This is a genomic window from Micromonospora sp. URMC 105 (assembly GCF_051386295.1).
Taxonomy (GTDB): domain Bacteria; phylum Actinomycetota; class Actinomycetes; order Mycobacteriales; family Micromonosporaceae; genus Micromonospora.
The window spans coordinates 15,641-28,984 of record NZ_JBPQTL010000002.1; the positions used below are offsets into that span (position 1 = coordinate 15,641).

General features: G+C 70.6%; 10 protein-coding genes and 1 riboswitch. Of the genes, 5 read left to right on the forward strand and 5 right to left on the reverse strand.

The features are described from left to right. Positions 1–13: 13 nt before the first annotated feature. The 4 genes from ACSNN7_RS00695 to ACSNN7_RS00710 all read right to left on the reverse strand — a co-directional run bounded on the left by ACSNN7_RS00695 (position 14) and on the right by ACSNN7_RS00710 (position 2,708). Positions 14–760 carry an amino acid ABC transporter ATP-binding protein gene (locus ACSNN7_RS00695; RefSeq protein WP_436678521.1) on the reverse strand — a complete coding sequence of 249 codons (747 nt, stop codon included), beginning with the start codon at positions 758–760 and terminating at the stop codon, positions 14–16. Then, a complete protein-coding gene (locus ACSNN7_RS00700; RefSeq protein WP_436678522.1) occupies positions 757–1,554 on the reverse strand; it encodes an amino acid ABC transporter permease in 798 nt (265 codons plus the stop codon). The genes ACSNN7_RS00695 and ACSNN7_RS00700 overlap by 4 nt, the downstream gene beginning before the upstream one ends. 41 nt (positions 1,555–1,595) lie before the next feature. Then, the gene (locus ACSNN7_RS00705) at positions 1,596–2,456 is read right to left on the reverse strand and encodes an ABC transporter substrate-binding protein (protein ID WP_436678523.1); all 861 of its coding nucleotides are present in this window, start codon (positions 2,454–2,456) and stop codon (positions 1,596–1,598) included. Between the two features lie 102 nt (positions 2,457–2,558). Continuing rightward, the gene (locus tag ACSNN7_RS00710) at positions 2,559–2,708 is read right to left on the reverse strand and encodes a hypothetical protein (RefSeq protein WP_334454570.1); all 150 of its coding nucleotides are present in this window, start codon (positions 2,706–2,708) and stop codon (positions 2,559–2,561) included. Positions 2,709–2,739: 31 nt separating this feature from the next. Then, positions 2,740–2,851: riboswitch (SAM riboswitch) on the reverse strand. Between the two features lie 413 nt (positions 2,852–3,264). Here ACSNN7_RS00710 and ACSNN7_RS00715 point away from each other — a divergent pair. Further along, a complete protein-coding gene (locus ACSNN7_RS00715; RefSeq protein ID WP_436678524.1) occupies positions 3,265–4,728 on the forward strand; it encodes a pyridoxal phosphate-dependent decarboxylase family protein in 1,464 nt (487 codons plus the stop codon). An 89-nt stretch (positions 4,729–4,817) separates the two neighbouring features. Beyond that, the gene (locus tag ACSNN7_RS00720) at positions 4,818–5,471 is read left to right on the forward strand and encodes a fasciclin domain-containing protein (RefSeq protein ID WP_436678525.1); all 654 of its coding nucleotides are present in this window, start codon (positions 4,818–4,820) and stop codon (positions 5,469–5,471) included. A gap of 55 nt (positions 5,472–5,526) precedes the next feature. Here the strand turns inward: ACSNN7_RS00720 and ACSNN7_RS00725 are convergent, their stop codons facing one another. Beyond that, on the reverse strand, positions 5,527–6,264 hold the full coding sequence (locus ACSNN7_RS00725; RefSeq protein WP_436678526.1) for an SDR family oxidoreductase: 738 nt from the start codon (positions 6,262–6,264) through the stop codon (positions 5,527–5,529). A 176-nt stretch (positions 6,265–6,440) separates the two neighbouring features. Between ACSNN7_RS00725 and ACSNN7_RS00730 the strand changes: the two genes are divergently transcribed. The 3 genes from ACSNN7_RS00730 (at position 6,441) to ACSNN7_RS00740 (ending at position 13,330) form a co-directional block, all read left to right on the forward strand. Then, on the forward strand, positions 6,441–7,049 hold the full coding sequence (locus ACSNN7_RS00730; RefSeq protein ID WP_436678527.1) for a TetR/AcrR family transcriptional regulator: 609 nt from the start codon (positions 6,441–6,443) through the stop codon (positions 7,047–7,049). Positions 7,050–7,427: 378 nt separating this feature from the next. Continuing rightward, positions 7,428–9,302, forward strand: coding sequence for an adenylyl cyclase (locus tag ACSNN7_RS00735; RefSeq protein WP_436678634.1), 1,875 nt, complete (start codon positions 7,428–7,430; stop codon positions 9,300–9,302). Between the two features lie 677 nt (positions 9,303–9,979). Then, the gene (locus ACSNN7_RS00740; protein WP_436678528.1) at positions 9,980–13,330 is read left to right on the forward strand and encodes a CARDB domain-containing protein; all 3,351 of its coding nucleotides are present in this window, start codon (positions 9,980–9,982) and stop codon (positions 13,328–13,330) included. The last annotated feature ends 14 nt before the right edge of the window (positions 13,331–13,344 follow it).

Below are 13,344 nucleotides of genomic sequence, written 5' to 3' on the forward strand. Positions count from 1 at the left end.
GACGGCCGACCGCTCAGAGCACCTGCGACAGGAAGCGGCGCAGCCGCGGGTGCTCCGGCGCCTCGAAGATCGCGGCCGGTTCGCCGGCCTCCAGGACCACACCGTGGTCCATGAAGGCGACGGTGTCGGCGACGGAGCGGGCGAAGCCCATCTCGTGGGTGACCACCACCATGGTCATGCCGCCGGCGGAGAGGTCCGCCATCACCCCCAGCACGCCCTTGACCAGCTCGGGGTCCAGCGCCGAGGTGGCCTCGTCGAAGAGCATCACCTGCGGTTGCAGCGCCAGCGCCCGGGCGATGGCCACCCGCTGCTGCTGACCGCCGGACAGGTGCGCCGGTCGGGAGTCCGCCTTGGCGGCCAGCCCGACCAGCTCCAACTGGGCGCGGGCCACCGCGACTGCCTCGTCCTCGGAGAGCTTCCTGATCCGGCGCAGCGCCAGGGTGATGTTGCGCAGCACGCTCATGTGCGGGAAGAGGTTGAACTGCTGAAAGACCATGCCGACCCGCTGGCGCAGCGCGTCCGGGTCGTCGCGCAGCACGCTGCGCCCGTCGAGCAGTACGTCGCCCCGGTCCGGCTCGATGAGCCGGTTGATGGTGCGCAGCAGGGTGGACTTGCCGGAGCCGGAGGGGCCGATCACGCAGGCGGTGCCGCCCCGCGCGACGTCCAGGTCCGCGCCGCGCAGCACCTTGTTCGCCCCGAAGGCGAGGTGGACGTCCCGGACGGTGAGGCTCACCGAGGTGGTGGTGGCGGTGCCGGTCATCGCTGGTCCTTTCCGGCGGTGGGCTGCGGAGGCAGGGCGGTCTCGCCGGCCAGGGCCAGGCCGCCGTCGTCGTCGGGGTCCACGGTCACCGACCGGCCCTGACGCAGCCGCCGGTCGATCCAGTTCACCGCGTGGGTCAGCGGCACGGTCAGCGCCAGGTAGAAGAGGCCGGCCAGCAGCAGCGCCGACTCGTTGCCGGTGGTGGCGGCGTAGTCCTGACCGATCCGGAACAGTTCCCGCTGACTGGCCACCAGGCCGAGGAAGTAGACCAGGCTGGAGTCCTTGATCAACGCGATCAGCTGGTTGACCCAGGCCGGCAGCACCCGGCGCACCCCCTGCGGGATGATCACCAGCCGCATCGCCTCGCCCCAGGAGAAGCCGAGCGCCCGCGCCCCCTCCAGCTGCGCGGCCTCGACGCTCTGGATGCCGGAGCGGAAGATCTCACCGATGTAGGCGCCGGCGATCAGCGACAGCGCCAGGATGCCCAGCGGGTAGGGGTTCGGGCCCCAGATCTCCATGCCCAGTGGGGCCAGGCCGACCCCGATGAGCAGGATCGTCGCCGCGGCCGGCAAGCCGCGGAAGATGTCCGTGTAGACCCGGGCCGGCCACCGCAACCATCGGGTACGCGAGATGCCCGCGACGGCCAGCGCCATGCCGAGCACGGAGCCGAGCAGGGCGGCGGAGATCGCCAGGATCAGCGTGTTGGGCAGCCCGACGGTCAGCATCTCGGGCAGCGCCTCGCGCATCGAGTCCCCGTCGAAGAAGGTCTCCCACAGGGTGCTCCAGGTGTCCATCAGTCTCGTCCCCGTCCGCCCCGCTCGCTCGTCATCCGTACTCAGGAAGAGGTCGACGCCGACGCCGACGGCGCCGCGACGGTGCCGCTGCCGGGCCTGAAGTCGGCCGGGATCGGCCGGCCCGGGTAGTACTGCGCCTGGAGCCGGGTCCAGGTGCCGTCGGCGATGACCTCGTCGAGGGCCTTGTTCAGCGCCTCACGCAACTTGTCGTTGCCCTTGGCGAACGCGTACGCGGTCGGCGCGGGGCTGAGCTGCTTGGCCGCCACGGTGATCTTGCCGTTGCTGTCCGCGGCCGACTTCTCGCCGATCTCGGCGGGGGCGATCCACGCGTCGGCGGTGCCCGCCTTGAGCTGGTTGAGCGCGCCGTTGTAGTCGGGCACCCGCACCGGGTCCAGACCCTTGCCGGTGGCGTAGTCGTCCTGCACGGTGCCCTGCACGACCACGACCCGCTTGCCGGTGAGCTGGTCGAAGCTGGTGATCGGGGAGCCGGCGGGCACGTCGAGGCCGAAGTAGCCGAAGTCGTAGCCGTTGCCGAAGTCGACGGTCTTCTTCCGCGCCTCGGTGATGGTGATCGAGGAGCTGCCGACGTCGAACTTGCGGTTGTTGACCTGCGAGAGCAGCGCGGAGAAGTCCGTGCCGACGAACTCCACCTTCAGCCCGACCTTGGCGGCGGCCGCGGCGAGCAGATCGTTGTCGAAGCCGGTGAACCGGCCGTCCTTCAGGTACACGTTCGGCGGCGCGTCGGTCAGCGTGCCGGCGCGCAGCACGCCCGGCTGGATCAGGCCGTACGGGTTCTCGGCGGCCTCGGACGAGTCGTCGCCGCAGGCGGTCAGCGCGGTGGCGGCGAGGACGGCGGCGGCGCCGAGCGCGGCCACCTTGGACAGAGCGGGAAGGAATCGCACAGGTGTCTCCGGTTGATCGGTCGGCGGGCACACGGGCACGCCGGGAGACGGCGTGCCGGACCGGCACACCGCTGAAGGTGGTACGAGGAAAGGGGTCGTCGACTACGCGGTCGGGCGGCGACAGCCGTCGCTGCAGACCCGCATCAGGTCGACGTGTCGCCGCTTGACCAGCATCGGGGCGGTCACCGGTACGTCCGGCAGGGCCGCGGGCGCGGCGCCGCCGACGGGCGGGGCGAGAAGATGTGCAGACATGGTTCTCCTGGTCGGTGTTGACCTGGAAACCAGGCCACGCTTGCACCGGTGCCACACCGGTGCCTGGTCCTCACCCGGAGCACCCCACCGTGGAGGAGGGTTGCCGGCCAGCGAGCCGGGGCTTGACGCTGGCGCTCATGACCTGCCCAGAAGGCTAGCAGCACCGGCGGGCCGATCGTCCAGCCGTTATGACGGCCCTCACGTCCGCCCCTTACCGGGTCGGCCGGCATCCGGCGCCGGCTGCTGCGGCTTCGCGGCGGGGAGCGCTCACCGTCACCCTCGCCGCCCCGCCCGCGTTCGGGCCTCCGGCTCCTGCCGCCGCGCTCACCGCGACTGCCCTCGGCGGCGCAGGCCACCACGGCGGAATTGGCCGCAGCGCGTCGCACCGGCCGGTGCCAGGGTGGGGGACATCGGCGCGCCCGTCGCCCATTCGCACCGCCACCCGAGCTGCCGCCACCGCCCTGCCGTCCTGACGGCCGGTGCTCCCGCTGCGGCAGGACCACCAGGTCGTCCAGGTGACGGCGGACCGCCACCGACTCGCCGAGGAGGCACTGCGATGACCGATCCGCTGCGGGACGCCGACGGGACCGACGCGCTGCGCCGGGTGTACGAGGCGGCCGGGCCGTACCTGTCGTCGTTGGCGGACCGGCCGGTGCACGACCCGGACAGCCTGGCGCTGCTCGGCCAGCTCTGGTCGCCGGCCGGCGGCGCGCTGCCCGAGCGGGGCGAGGGCGCGGTCGCCGCGCTGGACCGGTTGCTGCGGGTCGGCACTGCCGCGGCCACCCATTCGGCAGGCCCGCGGTTCTTCCACTTCATCATCGGCGGGACGACGCCGGCCGCCCTGGCCGCGGACTGGACCGCCGCCCTGCTCGACCAGAACGCCGCGTTCCGCGCCTCGTCGCGGCTGGCCAGCGAGGTCGAGACGATCGCGTTGACCTGGCTGCGGGAGCTGTTCGGGCTGCCCGCGACGTTCGGCGGCGCGCTGGTCACCAGCGCCACCTTCGCCAACGTCACCGGGCTCGCCGCCGCCACGCACTGGTGGGGTGAACGGCGCGGCGTCGACGTCGCCGCCGACGGGCTGGCCGGGCTGCCCCGGATGCCGGTGCTCTCCGGCGGCTACCTGCACCCCAGCGACCGCAAGGCGCTGCAACTGCTCGGCCACGGTCGCAACAGCGTCGAGATCCATGCCCGCGATGGCGCGGGCCGGGTGGACCTCGTCGCCCTCGACCGGCGCCTGGCTGAGCTGGCCGCCCCGGCGGTGGTCATCGCCAGCGCCGGCGAGGTGGACACCGGCGACTTCGACCCGCTGGCCGATCTCGCCGACATCGCGGAACGGCACGGCGCCTGGCTGCACGTCGACGGCGCGTTCGGGATCTTCGCCGCGCTCTCCCCGCGTACCGCCGGGCTGGTCGCCGGGATCGAGCGGGCCGACTCGATCGCCGGCGACGGGCACAAGTGGCTCAACGTGCCGTACGAGAACGGCTTCGCCTTCCTCAAGGATCCGTCCCGGCTGCCCGCCGCGTTCGGCATGCCCGGGGCGGCGTACCTGCCGGCGGAGGGCAGCGCCCTGCCGACACCGGGCGAGGGGGCGGACTACGCCCTGCTCGGGCCGGACTCCTCGCGCCGGGCCCGGTCCCTGCCGATCTGGGCGACGCTGGCCGCGTACGGGCGTGACGGCTACCGGACCATGGTGGAGCGCCACCTCGACCTGGCCCAGCGCCTGGCCCGCCGGGTCGACGAGACGCCCGAGCTGGAACGCCTCGCCGAGGTGTCGCTCTGCATCGTCTGCTTCCGGGCCCGCCCGGCGGGCGTACCCGAGGAGGCGCTCGACGAGGTCAACCGACGGCTCGGCGCGGCCCTGCTCGCCGACGGCCGGGTGTACGCCGGCACCACCATCCATGACGGACGGGTGGCGCTGCGCCCGGCGATCGTCAACTGGCGCACCACCGAGGCCGACGTCGACCTGCTGGTCGACGTGGTCCGCGAACTCACCGCGAAGGTGGTTGCCGAACTGGGCTGAGAAGGGTGCATCCACCGGCCGGGGTCGGGGCGAAGCAATGGTCGTGACGACAAGTCACGGATCTGGCCGCACCGATGAAGGGTTCGCCGATGAAGATCGCACGACTCGCCGCCCGCCTGGCCGTGGGCACCATGGCCACCGTGCTGGCCACCGCCGCCGTCGCGGTGCCTGCCGCCCAGGCCGCCACCAAGCAGCCGGGCACCCGCAGCCTGGCCGAGGTGCTCACCAAGGACACCAGCGGCTTCGACCACAACCCGCGGGACTTCGACGTGCTCACCGCGGCCGTGCTCGCCGTGCTGGAGGCCAAGCCGAACTCGCCGGTGAAGGTGCTCGCCGACGGCACGGTGGCGCTGACCGCGTTCGTCCCCACCGACGCCGCGTTCCGGGAGCTGGTCCGGGACATCACCCACGCCCACCGGCTGCCCAGTGAGAAGGCGGCGTTCACGGCCGTCGCCGGGCTCGGCATCGACACCGTCGAGAACGTGCTGCTCTACCACGTGGTGCCGGGCGCGACCATCGACCGGCGCGCGGCGCTCAAGGCCGACGGCGCGGAGCTGACCACCGCGCTGGGCGCCACCGTCGAGGTGGACGTGCTGCGCTGGTGGCACTTCCGCCAGGTGCGGCTGATCGACGCCGACACCAGTGATCGCGACGCGCGGGTCGTCGCGTACGACATCAACAAGGGCAACCGGCAGATCGCGCACGCCGTCGACCGGGTGCTGCGCCCGATCGACCTGCCCTGACCCGGCACTGACGCCACGGCGCCCGGCTCCTGCCGGGCGCCGTGCGCGTGGCGGGTCAGAACATGCCGCCGCCGGCTCCGATCGTCTGGCCGGTGATCCAACCGCCCTGCTCGGAGACCAGGAAGCGGACGATGTCGGCGATGTCCTCCGGCTGACCGACCCGGCCGAGCGGCGTCTTCGCGACCTCAGCGTCGATGACGGCCTGCCCTGCCTTGATCAGCGCCGGGGTCATGACCGCGCCGGGCAGCACACTGTTGACAGTGATGCCGCGGGCGCCCACCTCGTTGGCCAGCACCCGCACCAGGTGGTCGACGGCGGCCTTGCTCGCCGCGTAGACGCCGGTTCCGGGGCGCGGCATCAGGGTCAGCCCGGCCGAGATCGCGACAATCCGTCCGCCGTCGGGAAGCCGGATCGCGGCCTCGCGCAGCGCGATGAACCCCGACCGCACGTTCGTGGCGAACATGGCGTCGAACTGCTCGTCGGACGTGTCGACGATCGTGCTGTGGGTCGTGTTGGAGGCGTTGAGCACCACGATGTCGAGGTGGCCGAACTCCTTTTCGGCGACGTCGAAGAGCCCGCGTAGCTGCGCGGCGTCGGCGATGTCGGCCGGCGCGGCGACCGCGACGCCGCCGGCCGTCTGGATGCCGCGTACGACGTCCTCGGCGTCCTGCCGAGACGACGGGTAGTAGTTAACGACCACGCTGGCCCCGTCGCCGGCGAGGCGTTCGGCGATCGCCCTGCCGATACCCTGCGATGCTCCCGTCACCAGCGCGACCTTGCCTTGCAGTGTCATCTGAACGACCTTCCTTCGTGCAAGAGCGATCTGTTCGGGGTACCTTCTGACAGTTGTCAGAATAGCCGCCGTCTGACAAGCGTCAAGCAGGCGTGACGCGCCGCACGTCGGGGTCCCGGGACCCGCATCAAACGGATGAAAGGAGTCAAATGACGCCGCGACGGAAGAACGGTCCCGTGCAGCTCGACGAGCGCGAGATCCTCCACCGGGGACTCGACACCTTCGCCGAACTCGGCTACGACGCGACCACCGTGCGGGAGTTGGCGCGCCGGCTCGGCGTCAGCCACAACTTCATCAATGACCGGTACGGGTCGAAGGCGAGCTTCTGGCGCGCCGTGGTGGACTTCGCACTCGCCGACGTTCAAGCCGAGCGCGACGCGCTGCTGTCCCAGTACCACGACGACGACGAACGGCTGAGGAAGGCGGTCGGCCACCTCTACCGCATGGCGGCGAACGAGTCGCAGCTCAGCCGGCTGATCGCCGACGAGTCCACACGCGACTCCGACCGACTGGACTACCTGCACCAGCGGTTCATCCGGCCCTTCTGGGACAGCATCACACCGACGGTCACCGCTCTCATCGACGTGGGGCGCATCCCGCGCGTGGCCCCGCACATCCTCTATTTCGCGATCGTCGGCCCGGCGCTGGCCCTGACCCAGAACCCGATCGCCGACCGGCTCGACCCCGCCGCCGCACCGACCGGGTCGCGCGACCGGGATTACACAGCCGACGCGCTGTCGGCCGTGGTCCTGCACGGACTGCTACCACCGGCCCCGGGGACATGATCCGGTGGACCCAGGGCCGCCGTACGAGGCGCCCATCTCCCTGTCACCGCTCGCCCGGGTACGTCAGCGGGCGGGACAGAGGCGGCGGACGCCGGTGCCGAACCCGTACCTCACACGGTCGATACAGCCAGGCCTGGGACGGTCCGTCATGGTGGGTCGCACTTGGCCGGTGAAGAATCACCGTCCTGCCCGTAGCGTGCGGCCGAGTTAGAGGGTAGAAACATGTAAACCCTTTATTCACGGCGTGATACAAGTCGACGGAGCCAGAGAGCGCTCTCACAGAGACGTCGGATGACGCTCCCTGTCCTCGTCGAACCCACCTCCCACCCCGCCTCGCTGCGCCGGAACGGGTTCCGGCCGGCGGAGAGGACGACCTACATGACGACGCAGTCTCCTGGTGTGCGGCGGCGATTGGGCCGGGCACTCGCCTTCGGTCTCGTGCTGATCGTGGCCGCCACCGCGACGAACACGGCGGCAGCCGCGGGTCCGCCGCGGTACGGCACGCCGGACTTCGGGCCCAACGTGAAGATCTTCGACCCGAGCATGCCGATCGACGAGATCCAGGCCACGCTGGACGCGACGCACGCCCGGCAGGTCGGCAACGAGATGGGCACCGAGCGGTACGCCTACCTTTTCAAGCCGGGCAGTTACGGCACCGCCGAGCGGCCGCTACAGGTCAAGGTCGGCTACTACACCGAGATCTCCGGTCTCGGGGCGGCACCCACCGAAGTGGACATCAACGGCAAGGTCGAGGCCTACAACCGCTGCCTCGAGGGCGGTGGCACCAGCAACTGCCTCGCGCTGGTCAACTTCTGGCGCACCCTGTCCAACCTGTCGATCGACATCGACGCCACCGGCCAGGACGGGTGCCGGTCCTCGGCGAACTTCTGGGCGGTGTCCCAGGCGGTGTCGATGCGCCGCCTCGACATCAGCGGAGGCACGCTGTCGCTGATGGACTACTGCACCGCCGGCCCCCAGTACGCGAGCGGCGGCTTCATCGCCGACTCGCGGCTGCCCGCCACCGTCAACGGCTCGCAGCAGCAGTGGCTGACCCGCAACAGTGAGGTCGCCAGCTGGTCCAACGCCGTGTGGAACCAGGTCTTCGCCGGCGTCGTGGGCGCCCCGGACGACGCCGGGTTCCCGAACCCGCCGTACACCACGCTCGACACCACCCCGCTCAGCCGGGAGAAGCCCTACCTGTACGTCGACGCGAAGAACCGGTACAACGTCCGCGTGCCCGCCGTGCAGCGCGACAGCCGCGGCGTCTCCTGGGCCGCCGGCATGACGCCGGGCCGGACCATCCCGATCCACGACTTCTTCATCGCCAAGCCGTCCGATCCGGTGCACGTCATCAACAGCCAGCTCGCGCGCGGCAAGCACCTGCTGCTCACGCCCGGCGTGTACGACATCGCCCGCAGCATCGAGGTCAGGCGCCCCGACACGGTGGTCCTCGGCCTGGGCCACGCCACCCTCACCGCCGTGAACGGCGCCGTCCCGCTGGACGTCGCGGGCGTCCCCGGTGTGGTCGTGGCCGGCGTCACGATCGACGCCGGCCTCACGGAGTCGCCGGTCCTGCTGCGGGTGGGCCGCAAGCACGGCCACAACGTCGGCACCCCGCACAACCCGACGACGCTCTCCGACGTGTACTTCCGCGTCGGCGGGCCGCACATCGGCCGGGCGAACATCGCGCTGGAGGTGAACAGCGACCACGTCCTGATCGACCACACCTGGGTCTGGCGCGGTGACCACGGCGTCGAGGGCTTCACCGAGGGCGTCAACGGTGACACCGAGCGCTGGCGGACCAACATCGGTCGCTACGGTGCCGTCATCAACGGCGACCACGTGACGGCGACCGGGCTGTTCGTCGAGCACTTCCAGCGGTACAACACGGTCTGGAACGGCGAGCACGGCACGACGGTGCTGTACCAGAACGAGCTGCCGTACGACCCGCCGACGCAGGCCGACTGGATGAACGGCGACGTCGAGGGGTGGGCCGGCTACAAGGTCGGCGACCGGGTGAAGCACCACACCCTGCACGGCGGCGGCGTGTACGTCTTCAACCAGAACAACCCGTCGATCCACACCGAGAACGGCTTCGAGGTCCCGGTGACGCCGGGCGTCCGGCTGCATCACATCATGACCGTCAACCTCAGCGCCGGCACGATCGACCACGTGGTCAACGGGGTGGGCGAGCCGGCCGACACGACCCGGATCGGCGCCCCGGTGTACCTCACGGAGTACCCGACCTCGTAACGGCGCCGACGCCCGCCGGGGGCATCAGGGAGACGGCCGCAGGGAGGATCCTGCGGCCGTCTCCGGGTCGTTTCACCAGTGCCACCGACCGGCACCTGGCGACAGTCGCGGGACTTCGCCGCGCCCCAGGTCGCGCCGCCCAGGACGACGGCGGCGCAGGCGGCAGTTTGGCCGCGCACGAGCAGTTCGCCGGCCGTGGCATCCCACGCGGCGCCCGCAGTTCCAGTCCTCCACAAAGCTTGGTTGGCGCTGTGCCTTCGTAGACCAGGCTTGAGGCCACCTCGGCAGCCTGGACCGGACCGGCGGCCCTGGTACCCGCGGACGTGCCGCCCGTACCTGTCGAGCGTCTCAGGGCGGCGCCCGGCGTGCACGCCGCGCAGCTGCCACCTCGGCTCCGCCGTGATCCGCCGTCCGCAGCGAGGGTGCTCGCCGGCCTGCCGGCGACCTCCGCATGGCTCATCCAGGGCGGCCGCCTGCTCACCGCTGCGCGTATTGCATCGATGTTGGCCGTTGACGCATCGGTCATATATCTGAAACATTGGATGCCCGTCGCGCAAGAACTGGGCAAGCTCACGAAAACTCGCACGCGTCGGGTGTAAGGAAGCGTTCTTATCCGGCCGGCGGTGCTGACCGGCCCTGTGACGCTCCCGTTGCCGCAACCCGGAGGACAGAACACGATGAGACGCAAGCTGCTCAGTGGCCTGCTCGCGGCGGGCGTGGTCGCCGCCGCGCTGGTCGCCACCCCACCCGCCCCGGCACTGGCCGCCGGTGGCCCCAACCTCGCCCTCGGCAAGAGCGCCTCGGCCAGCTCGACGCTGGGCGCCTACCCTGCCTCCCACGTCAACGACGGCAACCAGGCGACCTACTGGGAAAGCGCCTCCAACGCCTTCCCGCAGTCGGTGCAGATCGACCTCGGCAGCAGCGTCAGTGTCGACCAGGTGAAGCTGAAGCTCCCCCCGGCCACGGCCTGGGCGACCCGCACGCAGACGCTGTCCGTGCAGGGCAGCACCGATGGGAACAGCTACAGCACCCTGTCCGGGTCCGCAGGTCGCGTCTTCGACCCGGCCGCGGCCAACACCGTCACCATCGACTTCGCCGCCGCGTCCGTGCGGTACGTGCGGGTCCACGTCACCGGCAACACCGGATGGCCGGCCGCGCAGCTGTCCGAGTTCGAGATCTACGGCGCGGGCGGCACTCAGGACCCGGGCGGGCCCACCCAGGGCACGAACCTGGCCGGTGGCAAGGCCATCGAGGCGTCCTCGGCGGTGTTCGACTTCGTCGCGACCCGCGCCAACGACGGCAACACCGGCACCTACTGGGAGTCCACCGGCCAGGACGCGAACCTGACGGTGAAGCTGGGCGCGAACGCCGACCTCACCTCGGTCGTGGTCAAGCTGAACCCCGACCCGGTCTGGGCCACCCGGACGCAGAGCATCGAGGTCCTCGGCCGCGCGCAGGGGGCCACGACGTTCACCTCGCTGAAGGCCCGCGCGAGCTACACCTTCAACCCGGCCACGAACCAGAACTCGGTGACCATCCCGATCAGCGCACGAGCGGCGGACGTACGGCTGCAGTTCTTCTCGAACACCGGCGCGCCCGGCGCGCAGGCGGCCGAGTTCCAGACGATCGGCGCTTTCGCACCCGCCCCGGACCTGGTGGTCAGCGGCGCCACCTGGGCGCCGGCCGCGCCCAGCGAGGCCAACGACGTGACCCTGTCCGCCACGGTGCGCAACGCCGGCGCGACGAACGCCCCGGCGTCGACGGTGGACTTCAAGCTCGGCGGCACGGTCGTCGGCAGCGCCCCGGTGCCGGCTCTCGCGGCTGGTGCCTCGGCCACCGTCACCTACAACGCCGGCCGGCGGGCGCAGGGCAGCTACCAACTGACGGCAGTGGTGGATCCGGCCGACACGGTGGCCGAGGCGAACAACGCGAACAACAGCTTCACCGCGTCCACGCCGCTGGTGGTCAGCCAGGCACCCGGCCCGGACCTGCAGGTCACCGGCATCTCCTCGAACCCGGCCAACCCGGCGGTGGGTGCGGCGGTCACCTTCACCGTGACGGTCGGCAACCGCGGCACCAGCGCTGCGGCGGCGAGCGTCACCCGGCTCGCGGTGGGCGCCGGCACGCTGAACGCGAACACCCCGACCATCGCCGCCGGCGCGTCGGCGAACGTCACGCTCGGCACCTGGACGGCCACCAGCGGAGGGGCCACGGCGACGGCGACGGCCGACGCCACGAACACCGTCGTGGAGACCAACGAGAACAACAACACGTACGGTCAGTCCTTCGTGGTCGGTCGCGGTGCCGCGACACCATGGGTGTCGTACGAGGCGGAGAGCGCCCGCTACCAGGGCACGCTGCTGGAGACCGACCAGCTGCGCACCTTCGGCCACACCAACTTCGCGACCGAGTCCTCGGGGCGCAGATCGGTGCGCCTGAACAGCGTCGGTCAGTACGTCGAGTTCACCTCGACCAACGCGGCCAACGGCATCACGGTCCGCAACTCGATCCCGGACTCGGCGAGCGGCGGCGGCCAGGAGGCGAGTATCAGCCTCTACATCAACGACGTCTTCAGCCGGAAGATCACCCTGTCGTCGCGCAACAGCTGGCTGTACGGCACGACCGACGACACCGAGGGCCTGTCCAACGTCCCGTCGGCGAACGCGCGGCGGCTGTTCGACGAGTCGCACGCGCTGCTGAGCCAGTCCTACCCGGCCGGCACCCGCTTCAAGCTGCAGCGGGACGCCAGCGACTCGGCGTCCTTCTACATCATCGACTTCGTCGACCTGGAGCAGGTGGCGGCGCCGCTGAGCCAGCCCGCCGGCTGCACCTCGATCACCTCGTACGGCGCCGTGCCCAACGACGGCGGGGACGACACCGCCGCGATCCAGCGGGCGGTCACCGACAACCAGAACGGCGTCATCACCTGCGTGTGGATCCCGGCGGGGCAGTGGCGGCAGGAACAGAAGATCCTCTCGCCGGACCCGGCTCGCGGCCAGTGGAACCAGAAGGGCATCCGTAACGTCACCATCCGCGGCGCGGGCATGTGGCACGCACAGCTCTACACCAACACCGAGCCGCAGAACGTGGTCGGCAACATCAACCACCCGCACGAGGGCAACGTCGGCTTCGACATCGACGACAACACCAGAATCTCCGACATCGCCATCTTCGGCATGACGACCAACCGGGCCAACCGCGGGCACGCCCTCAACGGCCGGTTCGGCAAGAACACCAAGATCAGCAATGTCTGGATCGAGCACACCAATGTCGGCGCCTGGGTCGGTCGCGACTACTCCGACACCCCCGCCTACTGGAATCCGGGCGACGGCGTCGAGTTCTCCGGCATGCGTATCCGGGACACCTACGCGGACGGCATCAACTTCTCCAACGGCACCCGCAACTCGCGTGTCTTCAACTCCTCCTTCCGCACCACCGGCGACGATTCCCTGGCGGTCTGGGCCAACCCGTACGTCAAGGACCCGTCGGTGGACATCGGCCACGACAACCACTTCACCAACAACACCGTCCAGCTCCCGTGGCGGGCCAACGGCATCGCGATCTACGGCGGGTACGGCAACTCGATCGAGAACAACCTGGTGTACGACACCATGAACTACCCCGGCATCATGCTGGCCACCGACCACAGCCCGCTGCCGTTCTCCGGGACCACCCTGATCGCGAACAACGGCCTCTACCGCACCGGCGGCGCGTTCTGGAACGAGGATCAGGAATTCGGAGCGATCACGCTCTTCCCGTCGACCAGTGACATCGTCGGCGTCACCATCCGGGACACCGACATCCACGACTCGACGTACGACGGGATCCAGTTCAAGACGGGCGGTGGAAACATGCCGAACGTCGCGATCACCAACGTCCGCATCGACAAGAGCAACAACGGAGCCGGCATCCTGGCGATGGGTGGCGCCCGCGGCAACGCCAACCTGACCAACGTCACCATCACCAACTCCGCCGACGGCGACATCGTCGTCCAGCCCGGATCCTCATTCGTGATCAACCGCAACTGACGCGGCGAGGGCAA